We start from the raw sequence: 21175 nt of genomic DNA on the forward strand, positions 1-21175 counted from the left end.
TTATGCGTGATCGGGCAGACCTTTTTCGATGCAGCGGATCAGCAATCGCGTCTTTTTATTCTCTTCCTGCTGACGCCTGGCCAGGGTCGCCAGCGCCCACTCGATATGCTCGGCCACCATGGACGCCGCCTCAGGCAGCGCCTGTTGCAGGGCGGCCAGGACCTCGCTGCTGGCCGGTCCGTTGCCAAGGGCCACCGCCAGGTTGCGGCGCCAGCGCTGATAGCCGATGCGGCGGATGGGGCTGCCTTCCGTGTGCTTGAGAAATTCGGCCTCGCTCCAGCCCCACAAGGTCAAGAGGGGCGGGCGGTGCAGATTGGGGCGCGGGCTGAAGTCGGGCTCCGGGCTGGCATCGGCATAGCGGTTCCAGGGGCAGATGAGCTGGCAGTCGTCACAGCCATAGATGCGATTGCCCATGAGCGGCCTGAACTCCTCGGGAATGGGGCCGTCGTTCTCGATGGTGAGATAGGAGATGCAGCGCCGTCCGTCTACCACATAGGGGGCGATGATGGCACCGGTGGGGCAGATATTGATGCAGGCCACGCACTTGCCACACAGCTCCTTCTCCACCGGGGCATCCACGGGCAGCGGCAGGGCGATGAGCAATTCTCCCAGAAAGAAGAAGGAGCCGGCGGACTCGTTGAGCAGGAGCGAGTGCTTGCCCACCCAGCCAAGGCCGGCCTTGGCCGCCAGCGGCCTTTCCAGAATAGGGGCCGAGTCGACGAAGGGGCGCCACTCGCCCAGGGGTTGTCCCGCCGCCCGCAACAGGGTGTCGCACCGCAGCTCGATGCGCTCCCCCAACTGCTTTAGCCGGTTGCGCAGCACCTTGTGGTAGTCGCGGCCGAGGGCATAGCGGCTGATGTAGCCGAGGGTGGGATCGCGCAGGGTGGCGGCAAAGCCCGCCTCGAACGGCAGATAGTTCATCCGCACCGAGATGACCCGCAAGGTGCCCGGCAACAGCTCGTGGGGGCGGGCCCTCATCATGCCGTGGCGCGCCATGTAGTCCATGGTGCCGTGATAACCGGCATCCAGCCAGGCCTGCAACCTTGGCTCTTCCAGGGTGAGGTCGGTGTCGGCGATGCCGACCTGGTCAAATCCTAGCTCCCTTGCCCAGAGCTTGATATCGTGGGCCAGTTGCGCAAGTTCGGCAGCCGTCATGCAGCATCCCCCCTCTGCCTGCAGGAGTGTGGCAGGCGCAGGGCGGCAATATGGCGTGCCAGTTGCCGGGTCATGGGATGATGAAACGTGGGGGCCGTCATGGTAGAGGTGTTCGGGGACGCTATCCGCAAAAATGAGTGGGAGAGTCTAGCACAACCCCTGTGGCGGGCCGAGCAGATCCGCAGCATGGAACGGCGCTGGGCCGAGCAGGAGGGGCTTCCCCTCTATGTGCTGATGGAGCGGGCCGGGAGTGCGCTGTGCAACTATGCCTGTCACCACTGGCCCGACAGCCGCCAGTGGTGGATCTTCGTCGGCCCTGGCAACAACGGCGGTGACGGCTACGTGCTGGCCCGCCTTGCCCGGCGCATCGGCCTCGAGCCTTTGGTGATTGCCGCCCGGGCTCCCGGCCTGCTGAGGGGAGATGCCAGGCGGGCTGCCGAAGAGTGGCTCGCATCGGGGGGGAGCGTGACCATGGCCGAGGATCTGCTGCCCGCCACGCTGCCGCCGCCGGATCTGGTCATAGACGCACTGCTCGGTACCGGCGTCCAGCTTCCCCTCTCCTCGTCAATGACAAAGATCGTCGCAACAATCAATGGCTTGAACGCGCCCGTGCTGGCGGTGGATCTCCCCTCCGGTCTCAATGCCGACACCGGCCGCGCCATGGGCGCACTGGTGCGTGCCACCCGCACCCTCACTTTCATCGGCATCAAGCAGGGCATGCTCACCGCCGACGGGGTAGACGGAGTCGGCCACCTCGACCGGGATCCCCTGGGAGTGACGCCGGGGGAGGAACGGGTTCCCGCTGCCGAGCGGATCGATTATCCCAGCCTCAAGGGGTTGCTGACCCCGCGCAGGCGCTCGGCTCACAAGGGACACAGCGGCAAGGTACTGCTGACGGGGGGGAACCTCGGCATGCAGGGGGCCATCCTGCTGGCGGGTCAGGCCTGTCTGCGGGCGGGGGCGGGATTGGTACGCCTGCGCCAGCACCCGGATTGCCCTGCGGCCAGCCTGGTTCAACCCGAGCTGATGGGATGCCCGGCGGACATGGATGAAGGGTGGGCATCGGTGCAGGTATTGGGCCCCGGGCTCGGTCAGGATGAGTGGGGCCGGGCTCGGTTCGAACAGGGCATCGGAGCCGCCGTGCCACTGGTATTGGACGCCGATGGATTGAATTGGCTGGCGCAGGCCCCCCGTCATCAGGATAATTGGGTGCTCACACCCCACCCCGGGGAGGCGGCTCGCCTGCTGGGTTGCTCCATCGCCGAGGTCGAGGGGGACAGGTTTGCGGCCGTCTCGCGACTGCAACAGCGCTACGGTGGTGTGGTGTTGCTCAAGGGGGCGGGGTCGCTCATCTGCGACGGCAGGCGCATTTCCCTGTGTGACGAGGGCAACCCCGGCATGGCCAGTGGCGGCATGGGTGACCTCTTGTCTGGTATAATCGCCGCCCTTCTGGCTCAGGGCTGGTCTGCGGGCATGGCCACCCGACTCGGGGCCGTGATCCACGCAGAGGCCGCCGATCTGGCGGCTGCCGAGGGTGAGAGGGGCATGCTGGCATCGGATCTGCTGCCCTGGATCCGTCGTCTGGTCAATCCGACACAGTAACAAGTAACAAGAAGAACATGGCAAAAACCTTGATGATGACACTGCCGGACGAGGCAGCAACAGTGGCGCTGGGTGGCCGTCTGGCAAAGGCGTGCCAACAGGCCACCACGGTATTTCTGCACGGTGCCCTCGGGGCCGGCAAAACCACCCTGACCCGAGGCTGGGTGCAGGGACTGGGTCATGAGGGCAAGGTCAAGAGTCCGACCTATACCCTGGTGGAGCCCTATGAGCTTGCCCAGTGGCAGGTCTATCACTTCGATCTCTATCGACTGGCGGACCCGGAAGAGCTGGAGTTCATGGGCATTCGCGACTATTTCGCCGCCGATACCCTCTGCCTGGTGGAGTGGCCAGAGAAGGGCGACGGCTGGCTGCCAGCCCCGGATCTCGAGATCACCCTGAGTTATGCAAACGAGCAGCGCGAGGTGCAGATTGATGCCCGCACTGCTATCGGCGAAGCCATTCTGGAACGGTTGTCATCTCAGTGCGCGTGATCCTTGTTTTTGTTCTCTCCCTGATGGCATTGCCCACCTGGGCCAATCAGCTCAAGAGTGTGCGGGTGTGGCCATCACCGGACAACACCCGGGTGGTGCTCGACATGAGCAGCGCCCCCAATTTCAACTACTTCACCCTGACCGGTCCGAACCGTCTGGTCATCGACCTGAAAGGGGCGAGCAACGCCACCAACCTGGCCCGCATCGAGAACAAGAGCGAGCTGGTGCGCAAGATCCGCGAGAGCACGCCGCTGGAGAAGGGGGGCCTGCGACTGGTGCTGGATCTCGGCTCTGCCATCAAGCCGGTGGTCTTCCCGCTGGCGCCGGCAGGCCCCTATGGCCACCGTCTGGTGATCGATCTTCCCTATGAAGAGAAGGGGAGCGCTGCGGCGCAGCCCGCTCCCGTCGGGGGACACGGCAAGGCCATCGTCATCGCCATCGATCCTGGTCACGGTGGGGAAGACCCGGGCTCCATCGGCCCGCGCCGCACCTACGAGAAACGGGTGACCCTGGCGGTCTCCCAGAAGCTGGCGGCCCTCATCGACCGGGAGCCCGGCATGCGAGCCGTGCTGACCCGCCGTGGCGACTACTTCGTCGATCTCAACAAACGCTCCGAAATCGCCCGCAAGGCCAAGGCCGACCTGCTGGTGTCGGTGCATGCCGACAGCTTCCACAACTCGACTCCTCGCGGCGCCTCCGTCTGGGTGCTGTCGACCAATCGCGCCAACCGCGAGATGGGTAGCTGGCTCGAGAAGCAGGAGAAACAGGGGGAGCTGCTGGGGGGCGTTGGCAAGGTATTGGCCGAATCCGATCCCAACCCCTATCTGGCGCAGACCTTCCTGGATCTCTCCATGGACAAGTCCAGGGCCGAGGGCTATGACGTCAGCCGCCAGATCCTGCGCTCGCTCGGCCGGGTGGCCAGATTGCACAAGAAGGCGCCGGAACATGCGAGTCTGGCGGTGCTGAAGGCGCCGGACATCCCCTCGGTACTGGTGGAGACGGGCTTTATCTCGAACCACGCCGAGGAGAAGCTGCTGGCCACCGCCAGCTATCAGGATCAGCTGGCCCGGGCCATCTTCGAGGGGATCCGCAACTATTACCGCAGTCATCCGACCAAGGGGCCCATGCTCACCGGCAAGGGCCAGGTTGCTGCCCCGCCGCGTCAGGCGCCTGCCAGCAAGCCGGTCGCTGTCAGCAAGCCGGCTGCCCAGCCAACGCAGCAGGTCGTAACCAACCGGATGCCGGCGAGCGAGCCCTATCGCGTCGGTGATGGCGGCGCCCCGGTCAGCAGTGTCGGCAGCGCCTCCGGTGCCGGCGTGATCAAACCTTACAAGGTCGCAGCCCAGGAGCCGAGTGCGCCGGTAGCCAGCGTGCAGAGCAACGACAAGTCCAACATGATCCGCCACGTGGTGACCCGTGGTCAGAGTCTTTCCCGTCTCGCCGAGAAACACGGGGTGAGTCAGGCGCGACTGGTGGAGATCAACAAGCTCAAGTCACGGGACATCCAGATAGGGCAGGTGCTCTATATTCCGCGAAAATAGCGCGGGCTGAAGAACGCCGCTCTTCTCTGCCGATGGCAGGGAGGGGCGGTGAGCGTTGATGGCGCCAGGTCCACCTCTTCCCCTTTTTCATCTGCAGGAGCAAGCGATGCCAATCCGTATATTGCCGCCGATTCTGGCCAACCAGATTGCTGCCGGTGAGGTCGTGGAGCGGCCCTCCTCCGTGGTGAAGGAACTGGTGGAAAACAGCCTGGATGCGGGGGCTGACCGGGTCGAGATCGACATCGACAAGGGAGGCGCCAAGCTTATCCGCATTCGTGACAACGGCTGCGGTGTCGCCAGGGATGAGCTGGTGCTGGCGCTGTCGCGCCACGCCACCTCCAAGGTGGCGACCCTGGACGATCTGGAAGGGATCAACAGCCTGGGCTTTCGCGGGGAGGCGCTCGCCTCCATCAGCTCCGTCTCCCGCCTCACCTTCACCTCCCGTACGGCAGAGCAGAGCGAGGCCTGGCAGGCCCAGGCGGAAGGGCGCGAGATGAGCGTCACCGTCAAGCCGGCAGCCCACCCGGTGGGCACCACGGTGGAGGTGGTGGATCTCTTCTTCAACACCCCGGCGCGGCGCAAGTTCATGCGCAGCGAAAAGACCGAATTTGCCCACATCGACGAACTGGTGCGCCGCATCGCGCTCTCCCGCTTCGACGCTACCCTGATCCTGCGCCACAACGGCAAGGTGGTGCGCCAGTACAAGGCGGCCAACACGGTGGCGGAGCAGGAGCGCCGCCTCGCCGCCGTCTGCGGTTCCCCCTTCATGCACCATGCCCTGGCGGTATCGAGCGAACACAGCGACGTGCGGTTGTGGGGCTGGCTGGCCACCCCGGCAGGAGCCAGGCCGCAGAACGACCTGCAATACACCTATGTCAATGGCCGCATGATGCGGGACAAGCTCATCAATCACGCCATTCGCCAGGCCTATGACGAGCTGCTGCCCGCCGATCGCTTCGCGGCCTATGTGCTTTATATCGAGCTGGATCCCCGCCAGGTAGATGTCAACGTCCATCCGGCCAAGCACGAAGTGCGTTTCCATCAGGCGCGTCTCATCCACGACTTCATCTTCCAGGCGCTGTTTACCGCCTTGCGCCACGACGGAGCAGGGAGCGCCACCGATGCACCCCTGGCCGAGACCCAGGTCGAGCTGCCGGGCAGCCCGGAGATCACCTATCCGGGTCAGGCGCCGCGCACCGAGTGGTACGGTGCCGAACACGGCTATCGGGCTCCTGCCCCTGCACGAGATGGCGACGGCGTGCGGGAAGGCGGTGGTGGCAGGGGAGGACACTACCAGCCTCCCGAACCCCCGAGCCGGGCCGCGATGCGAGGCATGGGCGCCTTGCTCACCACCCTGCCCGAGGTGGCGACGCCGGCATCCCGGCCCGGAGCCGAGAGCGGTGCCGTCGAGACGCCAGCCCGAACGGGGGAGTGGCGCGCCCTGAGCCTGGTCGAGCAGGCCTATCTGCTGATGGAGCGTCAGGGGCAACTGGCGCTGCTCTCCCTGGTGCGCGCCGAGCGTCTGTTGCTGCGCCACTGGCTGCTGGATGCCTGGGGCCAGGGGCTGGCGGCCCAGCCTCTGTTGCTGCCGGTCTCCTTCAAGCTGCCGAAAAACCTGGTCGCCCTGGTGGAGGAGCGGGAACGTCTGCTCAAACGCATGGGGCTGGAGTTGAAAAGCGGGGGACGCGACACCATGATCCTGACTCGGGTGCCCGCCCTGCTGCGCCAGACCGATCTGGCCCGCCTCTTACCCGAATTGTTGCAATTGGTCGAGAGCGGATCTGACAGTGATGCAGACGCGCAGGCTGGAGTACTATGCCAGTGGTTGGTGGAACAAGGCATAAGTGCCGAAAAAATATACGATTTTGCCACTGCCACCCGGTTGTTGACGGAACTTGTTGCCGATTTCAGTGACCAACTGGCAGACGTTCGCATGGTGCGCCCGTTGCCGCTGGCGAACGTGCTGGCCGAGTTTGCCGATGGCAACTGACGGCGTCTCGTCGTCTGTTGCATCCATATGACCAGTTTTATGCCGGCTCGCCCGTGAAGTGGCGGCCGAAGGGAGTGTTTAACGTGGCTGACTTGCCGACTGCAATTTTTCTGATGGGGCCGACGGCCTCCGGCAAGACGGATCTCGCCATTGAACTGTGCCAGGCCCTGCCCTGCGACATCATCAGCGTGGACTCCGCGCTCATCTATCGCGGCATGGACATAGGCACCGCCAAGCCGACGCCAGCCGAGCTGGCGCAGGCCCCGCATCGGCTCATCGACATCCTGGATCCCGCCATGAGCTATTCGGCGGCGGATTTTTGCAAGGATGCCCTGCGGGAGATGAAAGAGATCGCCGACCGTGGCCGCATTCCGCTGCTGGTGGGCGGTACCATGCTCTATTTCAAGGCGCTGCTGGAGGGGCTTTCTCCGCTGCCTTCCGCCGATCCCGCCGTGCGGGCCGGCATCGAGGAAGAGGCTGCCCGCCTCGGCTGGCAGGCGCTCCATGACGAACTGGTGCGCATCGACCCGGTGGCCGGTGCCCGCATCCACCCCAACGATCCCCAGCGCCTGTGCCGGGCGCTCGAGGTTTACCGCATCAGCGGCAAGACCCTCACCGAGCTGACCCAGGTACAGGGAGAGGGGCTGCCCTACCGGGCGCTGCAGTTTGCCATCGCGCCGAGGGATCGGGCCGTGCTGCACCAGCGCATCGAACAGCGGTTTGACAAGATGCTGGGCAGCGGCTTCGAGCAGGAGGTCAGGGCGCTTTACGAGCGGGGGGATCTCACCCCGGATCTTCCCTCCATTCGCTGCGTGGGATACCGCCAAATGTGGGACTACCTGGCGGGGGAAGTGGAGTATGATGAGATGCGTTATCGCGGCATTGTTGCCACCCGCCAGTTGGCCAAGCGTCAGATGACCTGGTTGCGCGGTTGGCCTGATGTGACCTGGTTGGAATCTGGTGAGTCTGGCAATCTGGCCAGGGTCGTCGCCCAAGCTGGTCCGGCTTGACACTCCTGTATAATCAGGTTGTTATATTGAATATCCGGTGTTTAAAAACAACAAACTATAAGGAAAAGAAAGATGGCTAAGGGGCAATCTCTCCAAGACCCGTTTTTGAATGCGCTGCGCCGTGAGCGTATTCCTGTTTCTATCTATTTGGTGAACGGCATCAAACTGCAGGGTCAGATCGAATCGTTTGACCAGTTTGTCATTCTGCTGAAGAACACCGTGAGCCAGATGGTCTATAAGCACGCCATTTCCACCGTGGTGCCGGCCCGTGCCGTCAACCATCACCAGCACACCCCGGGCGCCGCCGGTGAAGAGCAGGGTGAAGCCGAGGCGTGATATCCTGCGGCGAGTCCACTCGCCAACTCAGATCCATCATGATACCTGTCAAGGAGCAAGCGCTTGTTTGACCGTTACGAAGCTGGTGAACAGGCCGTTCTGGTACATGTCAACTTCAGCGATGAGGGCGAGCGGGAGGATCTGGACGAGCTCAAGATGCTGGTGAGCTCGGCCGGGGTCAATGCACTGGGGGTGATCACCACCAGTCGCAGCGCACCCAGCGCCAAATTTTTTGTCGGCAGCGGCAAGGCGGAAGAGATCGCGTCCCAGGTCCAGATGCTGGACGCCGACGTGGTCATCTTCAACCATGCCCTGACCCCCGCCCAAGAGCGCAACCTGGAGCGTCTGTTCCAGTGCCGGGTCGTGGACAGAACAGGCCTTATCCTCGATATCTTCGCCCAGCGCGCCCGCACTCACGAAGGCAAGTTGCAGGTCGAACTGGCCCAGTTGCGCCATCTTTCCACTCGTCTGGTGCGAGGCTGGACCCACCTTGAGCGACAAAAGGGGGGGATCGGTCTGCGCGGCCCGGGTGAAACCCAGCTTGAAACCGACCGACGCCTGCTGCGTGAGCGCATCAAGGCCATTTTGCGCCGCCTCGACAAGGTGGCCAAGCAGCGGGAGCAGGGGCGCCGTGCCCGCAACCGCAACGAAGTGCCGACCGTTTCTCTGGTGGGGTATACCAACGCCGGAAAATCCACTTTGTTCAACCAACTTACAGATGCCAGCGTGTATGCTGCCGACCAATTGTTCGCAACCCTGGACCCCACCCTGCGCAAATTGGTGATCCAGGATGTGGGTGATGTGATCCTGGCGGATACAGTTGGATTTATTCGGCACTTGCCCCATGATCTGGTCGCGGCCTTCAAGGCGACCCTGCAGGAGACTCGCGAAGCGGACCTGCTGCTGCACGTGGTGGACTGCGCCGATGAACAGATGCAGGAGAATATCGAGTCGGTCCAGCGTGTGCTGGCCGAGATCGAGGCGGATGACCGTCCCCAACTGATGATCTGCAACAAGATCGACAAGCTGGGGGATCGTCCAGCTGGTCTTGAACGGGATGAGGCTGGACGACCGGTGCGAGTCTGGTTGTCGGCCCAGACTGGCGAGGGCAGTGAATACCTGTTCCAGGCACTGACCGAACTGCTGGCCGGCTCCATGGTGCATCACACCCTGCAACTGCCCCCTTCCGCCGCCAGACTGCGCAGTGCGCTCTATCGGCTGAAAGGTATCGAGCAGGAAGGTTTCAGCGAAGAGGGGGACTTTGTGCTGGAAGTTCGCCTGCAACTGGCTGACTGGAACCGCCTCATGAAACAAGAAGGTGAGAGTTTACAACGCTTTATCAGGCCTTGATGGGTCGATGAACATAACTGGTTTGCTGACTTCATCGCCCCTCTGTGGCCCGATAGAGATGATATCCATCCGCATGTATTAATGGAGACGCTGATGGCTTGGAATGAGCCTGGTAACAATGGCAAAGACCGTGACCCCTGGGGGAACAACGGCAAGAATCAGGGCCCCCCTGATCTGGACGAGATGCTTCGCAAGGTGAGCCGTCGTTTTGGCGGTCTGCTCGGTGGTGGCAAATCCGGTGGTGGTGACGTCGGCAAGTTCGGCCTCTCCATCGCGCTGGTGGTGGCCGTGGTGGTGTGGGTCGTCAGCGGCTTCTACACCATTCGCGAAGCCGAGCGGGGCGTGGTGCTGCGCTTTGGCGAATACTCCCACAACGTGGATCCCGGCCTGCGCTGGAAACCGACCTTCATCGACCGGGTGATCCCGGTGGACGTGGAGTCTGTCCGTTCCCTGCCGGCGTCCGGTTTCATGCTGACCCAGGATGAAAACGTGGTGCGGGTCGAGATGGACGTGCAGTATCGCGTGGTCGATCCCGAGCAGTACCTGTTCAGCGTGACCAACGCAGACGAGAGCCTGAGCCAGGCCACCGACAGCGCCCTGCGCTACGTGGTGGGTCACACCCGGATGGATGATGTGCTGACCACGGGTCGTGAGAAGGTGCGTCAGGAAACCTGGCAGGTGATCGACAGCATCATCGAGCCCTATCAGATGGGTCTGCAGATCGTGGACGTCAACTTCCTGCCGGCGCGTCCGCCGGAAGAGGTGAAGGATGCGTTTGATGACGCCATCTCCGCCCAGGAAGATGAGCAGCGTTTCATCCGTGAAGCGGAAGCCTATGCCCGTGAAGTGGAGCCCAAGGCTCGTGGCCAGGTCAAACGTCTGGAGCAGGAGGCCGAAGCCTACAAGTCCCAGATCGTGTTGAAGGCCAAGGGTGAAGTCGCTCGCTTCAACGAGCTGCTGCCCCAGTATCAGGCCGCGCCCGAGCTGACCCGTGATCGTATCTACCTGGAAACCATGGAAGAGCTCTATCAGCAGGCCAACAAGGTGGTGGTCGACATGCCGGCTGGCAACAACAGCATGATCTACCTGCCGCTCGACAAGCTCTCTGGCAAGGCGAATGCCGTGCAACCGGCACGTCCTGCGGGCACCCCAGCAGTCGAGGCGGCGCAGCCGTCCAACGAAGGGGCCAACTCCACTCCGACCCCGCTGCGTGGCGGTGATCGTTTCAGCACAGGGAGAAACTGATAGATGAAAAAGCTAGCTATTGGTGTCATCGCTGTGGCCGCCATGGTCTGCTTCTCTTCCATCTTCATCGTCGATGAAGGACAGAAGGGGATCGTGGTGCAGTTTGGCAAGGTGAAACGGGTCGACTCTGGTGAACCGCGCCTGTACGAGCCGGGTCTGCACTTCAAGGTGCCGCTCATCGACCAGGTACGCAAGATGGATGCCCGCATCCAGACTCTGGAAGGCCAGGCGGATCGCTTCGTTACGTCCGAGAAGAAGGACCTCATCATCGACTCCTACGTGAAGTGGAAGATCGAGGACTTCTCCAAGTACTACCTGGCGACCGGTGGTGGCAACAAGATCCAGGCTGAAGACCTGCTCAAGCGCAAGATCAACAACGGCCTGCGTTCCGAGATCGGTAACCGCACCATCAAGGACATCGTCTCCGGCGAGCGCAGTACCGTGATGGAAGATGCCCTGATGAAGATGGCGCGCTCCTCCGAGCTCGGCATCAAGGTGGTGGATGTGCGCATCAAGCAGATCAACCTGCCGGTGGAAGTTTCCAGTTCCATCTATCAGCGGATGCGTGCCGAGCGGACCGCGGTTGCCCGTGAACACCGTTCACAGGGCCGCGAGCAGGCCGAGATCCTGCGTGCCGACATCGACCGCAAGGTGACCGTGATGATCGCCGACGCCGAGAGTAATGCCCGTCAACTGCGTGGTGAAGGGGATGCCGAAGCCGCCAAGATCTATGCCGACAGCTACAAGAAGGACCCGGAGTTCTTCAGTTTCGTGCGCAGCATGGAGGCCTATCGCAAGAGCTTCGCCGGTGGCAACGACCTCATGGTCCTGAAACCGGACAGCGAGTTCTTCCGCTACCTCAAGTCGCCGCACGGCAACAAGCAGTAAACATGTGTTGATATGACCCAAGGGCCTGATGATTCAGGCCCTTTTGTTTGGCGGTCACAGACCGGCAGGGGAACAGGTATAAGGAGAGGTGATGCTGACATCCATGTTGATGGGGCTGGGGTTGCTGCTGCTCTTCGAAGGATTGGGGCCCTTGCTCGCTCCCAGGGCATGGCAGCAGATGCTGCGCCTGCTCGGGGAGTTGCCGCCGGAACAGCTGCGTCGCATCGGCGGCTGTCTGGTGGTGGCAGGTGGCGTCATCTTGTGGGCGTTGGCCCGTTAGAGCCTGTGTTGATACGACAGTGGCACGGTGAATTCGGACAATAAAAAAGAGGCCCTCTGGCCTCTTTTTTATTGTCCGCCGGCTGGCATCAGGCGCTGCGCTGCACCGCCATGTGGGCCAGGGTCTCCAGCGCTTGCTTGTGCCGGGAGTCCGGCAGGATGGCGAGGGCGGCGATGGCCTTGTCAGCCTCTTCCCGAGCCCGCTGGCGGGAGTATTCGAGAGCTCCGGTGCGATCCAGGATGCCCAGAATACGCTCCAGGTGATCCATACCGTTGCGGTGCTCGATGGCATCGCGCACCAGTTGACGCTCTTCCGGGGTACCCACTTCCATGGCGCGCAACAGCGGCAGGGTCGGCTTGCCTTCAGCCAGATCGTCACCCACGTTCTTGCCCATCTCCTCGCTCTGGGAGCAGTAGTCCATCACGTCGTCGATGATCTGGAACGCGGTACCCAGGTACTTGCCGTAGTCGGTCATGGCCTGCTCGACGGGCTCGGGCTGATGGGTCAGCACGGCGGCGAGTCGGGTCGCGGCTTCAAACAGCTTGGCGGTCTTGCAGTAGATGACCGTCATGTAGCTCTCTTCCGTGGTATCCGGATCGTTGCAGTTCATCAGCTGCAGCACTTCGCCTTCGGCGATGGTGTTGGTGGCATCGGAGAGGATCTCCATCACCTTCAGGTTGGAGAGTTCGCTCATCATCTGGAAGGAGCGGCTGTAGAGGTAGTCACCCACCAGGACACTGGCGGCGTTGCCAAACAGGGCGTTGGCGGTTTCCCGGCCGCGGCGCAGGTCGGATTCGTCGACCACGTCGTCGTGCAGCAGGGTGGAGGTGTGAATGAACTCGATGATGGCGGCCAGTTTCAGGTGATCTTCACCCTCATAGCCCAGTGCGCGTGCGGCCATCACGGTCAGCATGGGGCGCATCCGTTTTCCGCCTGCACTGACAATATAGAAACCCAGCTGGTTGATCAGGCTGACATCGGACTGGAGTCTCGCCAGGATCAGTTCATTGACCGCCGTCATGTCGGCGGCACAGAGCGCACGGATAGTCTGTTGGTCCATAAGTCTCGTAACGTGACGGCAGCATTTACTGCGTTTTTAGCAATGGCGGGGATTCTACACGATTTCACAATGGGTTACAGTTAGGCGTTTATTCACGGGGGCAGATATGCGCACAAAATAAACTTTTTGCTAAATTGGCCTTGCCTCGGCAAATCGTTCTGCGTAGAATGCCCGCCCATTGTTATAGGTTTTTGTGCGTGTCTGGCCTTGAGCAAAAGACACGCCTTTACGGAGTTAATCAAATGTACGCGGTATTCCAAAGCGGCGGAAAACAACACCGTGTGGCCGAAGGTCAAATCGTTCGTCTGGAAAAGCTGAACGTTGAGACTGGCGCTACCATCGACTTCAACGAAGTGCTGATGGTTGCTGCAGGCGACACTTTCAAAGTAGGTGCTCCTTTCGTTGAAGGTGGCAAGGTTGTGGCTGAAGTTGTGGCTCACGGCCGTGGCGAGAAAGTGACTATCGTCAAGTTCCGTCGTCGTAAGCACCACCGTAAGCAAGCGGGCCACCGTCAGTGGTTCACTGAAGTCAAAATCACTGGCATCAGCGCTTAATTAGAGGAGTCCGATAGATGGCACACAAAAAAGCTGGCGGTTCATCCCGCAACGGTCGCGATTCTGAAGCTAAACGCCTGGGCGTGAAGCGTTTCGGCGGCGAAACAGTTCTGGCTGGCAGCATCATCGTTCGTCAGCGCGGCACCAAGTTCCACGCTGGTGAGAACGTTGGTCTGGGCAAGGACCACACTCTGTTCGCTACCGCGAACGGTAAAGTGCAGTTCGAAGTTAAAGGTCCGCAGAATCGTAAGTACGTCAGCATCGTTGCTGAGTAATTACGGACCGCAAGGATCCGAAGCCCCGCCAACCTGGCGGGGCTTTTGTTTTTCTGATGAGTTTGACGAAAAAACGGCACGCGGATGAGCCGGCGCAGACAGCCCTCATCGGCCAGATGCGCCTCGCCCGAAGGGGCCCGTATCACTATAATTGCGTATCGGTTTTTCGAATTAAGGTGACGGTTACCTATGAAGTTTGTTGATGAAGTCCAGATTCGAGTCGATGCCGGTGACGGTGGTAACGGTTGTGTGAGCTTCCGCCGCGAGAAGTACATCCCGAACGGCGGCCCGGACGGCGGTGACGGCGGTGATGGTGGCGACGTGTATCTGGTGGCCGATGAAAACCTGAACACCCTGATCGACTACCGTTTCGAGCGCTTCCACGCCGCCGAGCGTGGCGAGAACGGCCAGAGTGCCAACTGTACCGGTCGTCGCGGCAAGGACAAGATCCTGCGCGTGCCGGTGGGAACCCGTGCCACCGATGAAGACACCGGCGAACTGCTGGGGGATTTGACCAGTCACGATCAGAAGCTGCTGGTTGCCAAGGGTGGCTTCCACGGCCTTGGCAACACCCGCTTCAAGAGCTCGGTCAACCGGGCGCCGCGCCAGAAGAGCAACGGCACCCCGGGTGAAGTGCGTACCCTGAGGCTGGAGCTGCTGCTGCTGGCGGATGTCGGCATGCTGGGTCTGCCCAACGCAGGCAAGTCCACCTTCATTCGCGCCGTTTCTGCGGCCCGTCCGAAAGTGGCAGACTACCCCTTCACCACCCTGGTACCGAACCTGGGTGTGGTACGTGGCGAGAACTCCCGCTCCTTCGTCATTGCCGACATTCCCGGCCTCATCGAAGGGGCTGCCGAGGGTGCAGGCCTGGGGATCCGCTTCCTCAAGCACCTGGAGCGTTGCCGCGTCCTGATCCACTTGGTGGATATCTGCCCGGTGGATGGTTCCGATCCTGCCGAAAACGCCGTGACCATCGTCCGGGAGCTGGAAAAATACAGCCCCGAGCTGGCGGGCAAGCCGCGCTGGCTGGTGTTCAACAAGATGGACCTGATCCTGGAAGAAGAGGCTCAGGAAGTGATGGACAGAGTCAAGGCAGCCCTCAACCACGAAGGTCCGGTCTACGCCATCACCGCCATCAGCAAGGAAGGCACCAAGAAGGTGTGCTACGACATCCTGGATCTGCTGGACACCATGCCCCGTCAGCTGGCGGAGGATGCCAGAGACGCCATCGAGAAGGTGGAGTTCAAGTGGGACGACTACCACAAGAACCAGCTTGCCAAGGCGGAAGCCGATGCCCTGGCGGCGTCCAAGGCCTTCGATGATGGCCTGGACGATGACGACTGGGACGATGAGGACGACGACGGCGTCGAAGTCATTTACGTTCGCGATTGAGCATCATGTTCATGACAAGACCGGGGCCAGACAGGCTCCGGTTTTTTTATGGGAGGATCGACGGGATCACCCTATAGATATATTTTTCATGTCTCTTATTGCCTGACAGTGGCTGCGGATTATACTGCGCACCTGAATGTAACCTGTGTGAAACATTATGCTAACCATTCAAATTGAATCGATATGCATGACTGTTTTGGTTTGTTCTTATGGATGGTTCGCCTGATAAAATATTTATGCTTGAAATGATCAATTAACGGCTTGTTTGTGCAGTTTTTTGGGTTATTCTTGCGCCCGTTTTCCGGGCGAGGGCATGAGTATGCAGGCGGCCCGGCTGAAGGAAAAGTCACATTTAAGGCTGTTTATATGTTGGAAAAGACCCTGGAAGCACCGGCAATCCGTACTCGCCGCAACGTGCTGATGTTTTTGATCCCGTCACTGATCGGGATCCTGCTGTTCATGACCCCGGTCATCTATGACGGCAATGTCACCATTCCCGTCGCCGTGTTGGCGAAGCTGGTTCAAACGGTGTTTGCCGATCATCTGGTGGCCATGGTCAGCGCCATCATCACCACCACCATGCTGATGACCCTGATCGCCTGGCTGTTCAAACCGGCGATCCTGGTGAAACGCCCCTTCCTCAACAGCCTGTTCAACGTCTCCCCCTTCTGGGCGTGCGTGCGGGTGCTGGGCGGGGTCTTCGTGCTGTTGACCTTCTTTGAAGCCGGTCCCGAGGTGCTGCGCTCAGGGGCGACCGGCGGCCTGGTGTTGCACGATCTGCTGCCGGTACTGTTCTCCGTCTTCATCTTTGCGGGCCTGCTGCTGCCCTTGCTGCTGGATTTTGGTCTGCTGGAGTTTGTCGGTACCATGATGACCCGCATCATGCGTCCGGTGTTCCGTCTGCCGGGGCGTTCTGCGGTGGACTGCTTCGCCTCCTGGCTCGGTGATGGCAGCGTCGGGATCCTGCTGACCAGCAAGCAGTATGAAGGCAAGTTTTACACCCAGCGGGAAGCGGCCGTCATCGGTACCACCTTCTCCGCCGTCTCCATCACCTTCTGCCTGGTGGTGATCTCCCAGGTGAAGCTGGAGCACATGTTCGTCCCCTTCTACCTGACCGTCTGCCTGGCCGGTGTGGTGGCCGCCATCGTGGTACCGCGCCTGCCGCCGCTCTCCTGGAAGAAGGATGTCTACAGCGACGGTACTCCCCTGTGCCGCAAGCAGGAGGCCATCCCCCATCAGCACAGCGTACTGAGCTACGGCTACCATCGTGCCCTGACCAAGGCCGACAGCATGACGGATCTCGGCGCTGTGGCGCGTGAAGGGGTGAAAAACGCCCTGGACATGGTGTTTGGCGTGCTGCCGGTGGTGATGGCCGTCGGGACCTGTGCCCTGATGCTGGCGGAGCACACCCCGGTGTTCAACTGGCTGGGGGCGCCCTTCGTGCCTTTGCTCGAGCTGCTGCAACTGCCGGAGGCGGAAGCTGCTTCCAAGACCATCATGGTGGGCTTCGCCGACATGTTCATCCCGGCGGTGCTGGCCTCCACCATCGAGAGCGACATCACCCGCTTCGTGATCGCCGCCATGTCGGTCACCCAGCTCATCTACATGTCGGAAGTGGGCGCTCTGTTGCTGGGCAGCAAGATCCCGGTCAAGTTGTGGGAGCTGTTCGTCATCTTCCTGCTGCGCACCCTGGTCACCCTGCCGGTGATTGCCGGTGTGGCGCACCTGCTGTTCTAAGGGGCGAAGTGGAACGAAAAACGGTCAACCCGGGTTGACCGTTTTTTTATGGGCGAGAGCCAGCGGAAGGTCAGTGTGATCCTGCCAGCAAGGCCCGGCATTCGACCTCGTCCAGCTGCTCGGGGGCGAGGAAGCGTCTGGCGTAGTCCCGCCAGATGCCGCTCTCGATGAAGAGGGCAAACAGGGCCGGGTCTATGTGCTGTTCCTGCACCATCTTCACCATGATGGCCAGGGACTGGGAGACCGTTTTGCCAGACTTGTAGGGGCGGTCGCTCGCCGTCAGCGCCTCGAAGATGTCTGCAATGGCCATGATGCGGGCTGGAATGCTCATCTGCCCCCCTTGCAACTGGCGCGGATAGCCCGTGCCGTCCATCCGCTCGTGATGGCCCCCCGCAATCTCCGGCACTTTGCGCAAATGGCGGGGGAAGGGAAGCTTCTCCAGCATGCGTATGGTCTGGATGATGTGATCGTTGATCTTGTAGCGCTCCTCTTCGGTGAGGGTGCCGCGGCCGATGGCGAGATTGTAGCGTTCCCCCCTGTTGTAGAGGTGAGTGGGCACCCGCACCTTGAAGCCCCATGGGTTGTGTCGGGCGAGATTGTCATGCTCGGGGCGAGGGATGAGATGGACCGCCTTGTCGGCGAGCAGCGACTCGCGGCAGGGGAGGGGAGAGGGGGCCTCCTGGTGGCGCTTGCGCTCCTCCTGACTGATGCCGAGCCGATCGTCCAGAGTGCGCAACCAGGTACGGCTGGCGATGGCATCCAGCCTGGCTAGCTTCTCCGGCGCCATCCACTCGCCCCCCAGATTGCACTCGGCCACGAAGGCGAACTCCTGATCCAGGGTGTGCCAGAGGGGGGTTACAGCCTCGAGGGCGCCCTGCTGCCCGGATGGGGGCAGCAGGGCGCAGAGTGCCTCGATGTGGGCATCCCGCTTGAGCACCTCGAAGCGAGTGCGGATCTCGTGGATCCTGTCGTAAATGGTCTCGAGTTTGGTCGCCTTGTCCACCACGAACTCCGGGGTGGTGACCTTGCCGCAGTCGTGCAGCCAGCTCGCGATATGGATGGCCTCCCACTCCTCTTCGTTGAGCCGGAAATCGGCAAAGGGCCCCGTCTGCTGTGAGCAGGCAGCCTGGGTCAGCATCCTGGCCAGTTCCGGCACCCGCTGGCAGTGGCCGCCGGTGTAGGGGCTCTTGGCATCGATGGCACCGGCGATGAGCTCGATGAAGGCTTCCAGCAGCTGCTTCTGCTCCTCCAGCAGGCGCTGGTTTTCGATGGCGGAGGAGGAGGTGCCCGCCAGCGCTTCGATGAGGCTGATGCGCGAGGCCAGTTCGCGGGCCGAGCAGTCTGGCAGGATCAGCAGCAGGCAGCCGATCAGCTCCTGACGGTGGTTGTGAAGGGGTTCGACCAGCAGTTGGCAGGCACCGGGGAAGGGGCCCCAGTCGCTGAGGTAGCGGGCCCACTGTGCCTCGTCGAGGGGCAGGCAGAGGCGCTCCGTGTGGTAGAGACCGCCGAGCAGCGCCGCCTGCCACTGTACCTGTTCGCACGCCAGCGGCTGCCCCTGCCAGATGGCGTGAACGGCCTGCATCTCGCTCTCCTGGGCCAGGAAGAGGCAGCCGCCCTCGGCCTGGGCTGCCGCCACCGTCTCGTGCAGGATGCGGCTGAGCAATGAATCGAAGCGATGCTCTGCCGCCAGCGCCCGGCCCATGTTCATGAAATTGCCGAGGGTCAGGCGCATGCTGGACATGGCGCGGGCGAGGTCGTCAATTTCGCGGATCGCCGAATCCGGCCCCGGGCTTTCGCCAAAGTCGAAGTGCTGGATCCGCTCAGCCTCCCCGGTCAATACCAGCAAGGGGGCGGCAGTGCGCCGGGCAGCCAGCCAGATGACGGGCAGCAGGAGCAGCAGACCGGCAAGGGCCCAGGCGAGATTGTGCAGCGCATCCTGGCGCGCCGGGGCGGTGAGCACCTCGGTGGGCACCAGGAGGGCGAGATAAAACGGAGACTCTTCCCCGAGGGAGGAGAGGTTGACCAGCCACTCCTGACCCTGAACCGTTGCCAGGGTCAGCTCGGCGGGGTGATGCAGCAGGGCAGGCCGCGCAGCCATCTCCTGTTGCAGCCTGGTGAGAATGGGGTGATTGAGGGCCGACAGCATGGGCAGGCGGCTCAGTTGCTCGAAGCTTGGGAGGCGCTCGGGATCCGTGGCCAGCAGGGTCCCGACCTCGTCAAACAGCACCAGCTGGCTGTGACCGGGCAGGGGCAGCTCGCCGATGAGGGAAGAGAGTCCCTCCACGCCCGCATCGAGCCCGATCACCGCCCGGCGATCGTCGCTCTCCACCGCCAGTGTCATGCCTGGCTCCCGGGTAGTGAAGAAGAGGTAGGGGTGGGTCACTATGATGCCCGTGCTCCAGCGCGCCTCCTTGTACCAGCCCCGATCTCGCGGATCGAAACGGTAGTCCGGCATGGGGCGCCGCTCCAGCAGCCGCAGCCGCTGGTCGAAATAGAGGAACTCTCCCTGTCCCTGATGCAGGCTCTGGACCAGCAGGCGGCTCTCGGGCGGAGGCGCCTCCAGCGCCCCTCTCGCCCGTTCGGTCAGCTTGCGAACCAGAAAGAAATCGCCGTCCTCGTAACCGGCATAGATGGCGCCGTAACTGGTACTGTTGGCCAGTACTTCCGCCAGCTGGGGCAGGAAGGCGAGCCGCGTCTCGAGGTCTGTCATGGCGGACAGCTGGCCGCTGCGCAGCAGATTCAGGGACATGCGGGCCGGTCGCTGGTTCAGCTTGATGGCGAGGGCAAGCTGCTCCCGGTATTGCTGGAAGCTCTGACGTTCGTGCTCCAGCCCCTGCTGCATGCCCTGCTGGAACTGCAGCACGATGAGGGCGCCCCCCAGCAAGGAGAAAAGCAGGATGAAAAGGGTGGCAATGTGTACGTAAAAGGGTCTGCGACTGAGACTTGCGTTTGTCATGGACGGATCCTTGTCCCCTGGCGATCGCCGTATTGGTCACCTAACAGTGTGCTTGCTGGATGACAAAAAGCCTAGGACTCGATCTTGCGCTCTTCAGCCCCAAATCAACAGCCAGCCTTCGCGCTGCGTCCTTGCCCTGTGGTGAGATGATTCGTCCAGATATCTCGTGCTACATTGCTCCCCTGATAAACGCCCTGTGAACCAATGGAGTGTCCCATGTCTGTCGTCCCCTATTCCGTGCTGGATCTAGTGCCCGTTCCCGAAGGTGGTCTACCGGCCGAGTCGTTTCGCCACTCGCTGGATCTGGCTCGCCATGCGGAGCGCTGGGGCTACCACCGCTACTGGCTGGCGGAGCACCACAACATGCCGGGCATTGCCAGCGCCGCCACAGCGGTGCTGATTGGCCACCTGGCCGGGGGCACCACGACGTTGCGGCTCGGGGCTGGCGGCATCATGTTGCCGAACCACTCCCCCCTGGTCATTGCGGAGCAGTTCGGCACGCTGAGTTCCCTCTATCCGGATCGCATCGATCTCGGCCTGGGCCGCGCCCCTGGCAGCGATCAGCGCACCATGCAGGCGCTGCGCCGCCAGCGCAGCGGCGAGGTGGATGACTTCCCGGCGGATGTGCGCGAACTGATGAGTTATTTTGGCGACGAGGTCGGTGCCGTGCAGGCGGTGCCGGGTCAGGGACTCCATGTGCCCATCTGGCTGCTGGGCTCCAGCCTCTACAGTGCCCAACTGGCTGCGGCCATGGGGTTGCCGTTCGGCTTTGCTTCCCACTTCGCTCCCGCCATGTTGCTGCAGGCGCTGGAGATCTACCGTACCCAATACCGCCCCTCTGCCCGCTGGCCCAAACCCCATGCGGTGGTGTGCGTCAACCTGATCGCCGCCGACACCGACCGTGAGGCCCGCTTCCTGTTCACCACCCTGCAGCAGCAGTTCCTGCGTCTCTACCGGGGGGATGCCGGCAAGCTGCCACTGCCGGTGCAGACGCTGGGGGATGAGTGGTCTCCCCGCGAATTGATGGCGATGGAGCAGACCCTGGCTCGCTCCCTGGTGGGGGAGCCGGATCGGGTACGCCACGGCCTCAAGGCTCTGCTGGCAGAGACCGGAGCGGACGAGCTGATGTTCAACGGCCCCATCGTCGATCATCAGGCGCGCCTGCGCTCCTTCGAGATTGGTGCCGAGCTGATGCAGGGGTTGTAACCCCCCGTGACGTCTGGCCGCCAGCGGCACGCCAAGCCTGGCTGCTCGGGGCGCAAAAGCCACGATTGCGCGGTAGTAAGATTTTGATTTTTAAAGGAAGTCAGGTG

The 21175-nt window shown here is 62.2% G+C and carries 18 protein-coding genes; 15 read left to right on the forward strand and 3 right to left on the reverse strand.

The genetic code is table 11. From position 1 onward, the window contains the following. Positions 1-1155 carry a tRNA epoxyqueuosine(34) reductase QueG gene (gene queG / locus AB5Y80_RS03405; protein WP_368172522.1) on the reverse strand — a complete coding sequence of 385 codons (1155 nt, stop codon included), beginning with the start codon at positions 1153-1155 and terminating at the stop codon, positions 1-3. A 99-nt stretch (positions 1156-1254) separates the two neighbouring features. Here queG and AB5Y80_RS03410 point away from each other — a divergent pair, with 99 nt between their 5' ends. The 10 genes from AB5Y80_RS03410 to AB5Y80_RS03455 all read left to right on the forward strand — a co-directional run bounded on the left by AB5Y80_RS03410 (position 1255) and on the right by AB5Y80_RS03455 (position 11888). Then, positions 1255-2757 (forward strand): NAD(P)H-hydrate dehydratase, encoded by a 1503-nt coding sequence (locus AB5Y80_RS03410; protein ID WP_257709772.1) that lies wholly within the window; start codon positions 1255-1257, stop codon positions 2755-2757. A 17-nt stretch (positions 2758-2774) separates the two neighbouring features. Further along, a complete protein-coding gene (gene tsaE, locus AB5Y80_RS03415) occupies positions 2775-3248 on the forward strand; it encodes a tRNA (adenosine(37)-N6)-threonylcarbamoyltransferase complex ATPase subunit type 1 TsaE (protein ID WP_029313846.1) in 474 nt (157 codons plus the stop codon). After that, complete coding sequence (locus tag AB5Y80_RS03420) at positions 3239-4789, forward strand: N-acetylmuramoyl-L-alanine amidase (RefSeq protein WP_048208301.1); 1551 nt, start codon at positions 3239-3241, stop codon at positions 4787-4789. The genes tsaE and AB5Y80_RS03420 overlap by 10 nt, the downstream gene beginning before the upstream one ends. A gap of 106 nt (positions 4790-4895) precedes the next feature. Continuing rightward, the gene (gene mutL, locus AB5Y80_RS03425; RefSeq protein ID WP_201969580.1) at positions 4896-6779 is read left to right on the forward strand and encodes a DNA mismatch repair endonuclease MutL; all 1884 of its coding nucleotides are present in this window, start codon (positions 4896-4898) and stop codon (positions 6777-6779) included. Between the two features lie 92 nt (positions 6780-6871). Continuing rightward, entirely contained in the window at positions 6872-7789 is a 918-nt protein-coding gene (miaA, locus tag AB5Y80_RS03430; protein WP_080990034.1) for a tRNA (adenosine(37)-N6)-dimethylallyltransferase MiaA, read from the forward strand. Between the two features lie 72 nt (positions 7790-7861). Continuing rightward, positions 7862-8125 carry an RNA chaperone Hfq gene (gene hfq, locus AB5Y80_RS03435; RefSeq protein ID WP_368172523.1) on the forward strand — a complete coding sequence of 88 codons (264 nt, stop codon included), beginning with the start codon at positions 7862-7864 and terminating at the stop codon, positions 8123-8125. 63 nt (positions 8126-8188) lie between these two features. Then, positions 8189-9475, forward strand: a complete 1287-nt coding sequence (hflX, locus tag AB5Y80_RS03440; protein WP_368172524.1) for a ribosome rescue GTPase HflX — start codon at positions 8189-8191, stop codon at positions 9473-9475. 93 nt (positions 9476-9568) lie between these two features. Next, positions 9569-10720, forward strand: coding sequence for an FtsH protease activity modulator HflK (gene hflK, locus AB5Y80_RS03445; protein ID WP_010673195.1), 1152 nt, complete (start codon positions 9569-9571; stop codon positions 10718-10720). Positions 10721-10723: 3 nt separating this feature from the next. Continuing rightward, positions 10724-11608: a protease modulator HflC gene (gene hflC, locus AB5Y80_RS03450; protein WP_323941823.1), complete on the forward strand. Its 885-nt coding sequence runs from the start codon at positions 10724-10726 to the stop codon at positions 11606-11608. A gap of 91 nt (positions 11609-11699) precedes the next feature. Next, positions 11700-11888 carry a DUF2065 family protein gene (locus AB5Y80_RS03455; RefSeq protein WP_010673197.1) on the forward strand — a complete coding sequence of 63 codons (189 nt, stop codon included), beginning with the start codon at positions 11700-11702 and terminating at the stop codon, positions 11886-11888. Between the two features lie 88 nt (positions 11889-11976). Here the strand turns inward: AB5Y80_RS03455 and ispB are convergent, their stop codons facing one another. Continuing rightward, positions 11977-12948 carry an octaprenyl diphosphate synthase gene (gene ispB / locus AB5Y80_RS03460; RefSeq protein ID WP_010673198.1) on the reverse strand — a complete coding sequence of 324 codons (972 nt, stop codon included), beginning with the start codon at positions 12946-12948 and terminating at the stop codon, positions 11977-11979. Positions 12949-13190: 242 nt separating this feature from the next. Here ispB and rplU point away from each other — a divergent pair, with 242 nt between their 5' ends. The 4 genes from rplU (at position 13191) to AB5Y80_RS03480 (ending at position 16906) form a co-directional block, all read left to right on the forward strand. Next, positions 13191-13502: a 50S ribosomal protein L21 gene (rplU, locus tag AB5Y80_RS03465; RefSeq protein WP_005304210.1), complete on the forward strand. Its 312-nt coding sequence runs from the start codon at positions 13191-13193 to the stop codon at positions 13500-13502. 17 nt (positions 13503-13519) lie between these two features. Then, the gene (rpmA, locus tag AB5Y80_RS03470) at positions 13520-13777 is read left to right on the forward strand and encodes a 50S ribosomal protein L27 (protein WP_010673199.1); all 258 of its coding nucleotides are present in this window, start codon (positions 13520-13522) and stop codon (positions 13775-13777) included. A gap of 189 nt (positions 13778-13966) precedes the next feature. After that, entirely contained in the window at positions 13967-15169 is a 1203-nt protein-coding gene (gene cgtA / locus AB5Y80_RS03475) for an Obg family GTPase CgtA (protein ID WP_010673200.1), read from the forward strand. Positions 15170-15535: 366 nt separating this feature from the next. Then, positions 15536-16906: a YjiH family protein gene (locus AB5Y80_RS03480; RefSeq protein WP_010673201.1), complete on the forward strand. Its 1371-nt coding sequence runs from the start codon at positions 15536-15538 to the stop codon at positions 16904-16906. 70 nt (positions 16907-16976) lie between these two features. On the opposite strand, the gene AB5Y80_RS03485 is transcribed toward AB5Y80_RS03480, so the two are convergent. Then, positions 16977-19862, reverse strand: a complete 2886-nt coding sequence (locus tag AB5Y80_RS03485; protein ID WP_323941826.1) for an HD domain-containing phosphohydrolase — start codon at positions 19860-19862, stop codon at positions 16977-16979. A gap of 216 nt (positions 19863-20078) precedes the next feature. Between AB5Y80_RS03485 and AB5Y80_RS03490 the strand changes: the two genes are divergently transcribed. Further along, positions 20079-21068, forward strand: coding sequence for a luciferase-like monooxygenase (locus tag AB5Y80_RS03490; protein WP_010673203.1), 990 nt, complete (start codon positions 20079-20081; stop codon positions 21066-21068). The last annotated feature ends 107 nt before the right edge of the window (positions 21069-21175 follow it).

Origin of the sequence: Aeromonas sp. R2-1 (assembly GCF_040908425.1) — a bacterium.
Lineage (GTDB): Bacteria > Pseudomonadota > Gammaproteobacteria > Enterobacterales > Aeromonadaceae > Aeromonas > Aeromonas caviae.

Bases quoted from the DNA above. Each gene is read 5' to 3' on its own strand.
- hfq (WP_368172523.1), top strand. From the start codon at position 7,862: ATGGCTAAGGGGCAATCTCTCCAAGACCCGTTTTTGAATGCGCTGCGC.
- hflC (WP_323941823.1), top strand. From the start codon at position 10,724: ATGAAAAAGCTAGCTATTGGTGTCATCGCTGTGGCCGCCATGGTCTGC.
- AB5Y80_RS03490 (WP_010673203.1), top strand. From the start codon at position 20,079: ATGTCTGTCGTCCCCTATTCCGTGCTGGATCTAGTGCCCGTTCCCGAA.
- cgtA (WP_010673200.1), top strand. From the start codon at position 13,967: ATGAAGTTTGTTGATGAAGTCCAGATTCGAGTCGATGCCGGTGACGGT.
- AB5Y80_RS03410 (WP_257709772.1), top strand. From the start codon at position 1,255: ATGGTAGAGGTGTTCGGGGACGCTATCCGCAAAAATGAGTGGGAGAGT.
- ispB (WP_010673198.1), bottom strand. From the start codon at position 12,948: ATGGACCAACAGACTATCCGTGCGCTCTGTGCCGCCGACATGACGGCG.
- AB5Y80_RS03485 (WP_323941826.1), bottom strand. From the start codon at position 19,862: ATGACAAACGCAAGTCTCAGTCGCAGACCCTTTTACGTACACATTGCC.
- mutL (WP_201969580.1), top strand. From the start codon at position 4,896: ATGCCAATCCGTATATTGCCGCCGATTCTGGCCAACCAGATTGCTGCC.
- hflK (WP_010673195.1), top strand. From the start codon at position 9,569: ATGGCTTGGAATGAGCCTGGTAACAATGGCAAAGACCGTGACCCCTGG.
- rpmA (WP_010673199.1), top strand. From the start codon at position 13,520: ATGGCACACAAAAAAGCTGGCGGTTCATCCCGCAACGGTCGCGATTCT.
- AB5Y80_RS03455 (WP_010673197.1), top strand. From the start codon at position 11,700: ATGCTGACATCCATGTTGATGGGGCTGGGGTTGCTGCTGCTCTTCGAA.
- AB5Y80_RS03480 (WP_010673201.1), top strand. From the start codon at position 15,536: ATGTTGGAAAAGACCCTGGAAGCACCGGCAATCCGTACTCGCCGCAAC.
- queG (WP_368172522.1), bottom strand. From the start codon at position 1,155: ATGACGGCTGCCGAACTTGCGCAACTGGCCCACGATATCAAGCTCTGG.
- rplU (WP_005304210.1), top strand. From the start codon at position 13,191: ATGTACGCGGTATTCCAAAGCGGCGGAAAACAACACCGTGTGGCCGAA.
- tsaE (WP_029313846.1), top strand. From the start codon at position 2,775: ATGGCAAAAACCTTGATGATGACACTGCCGGACGAGGCAGCAACAGTG.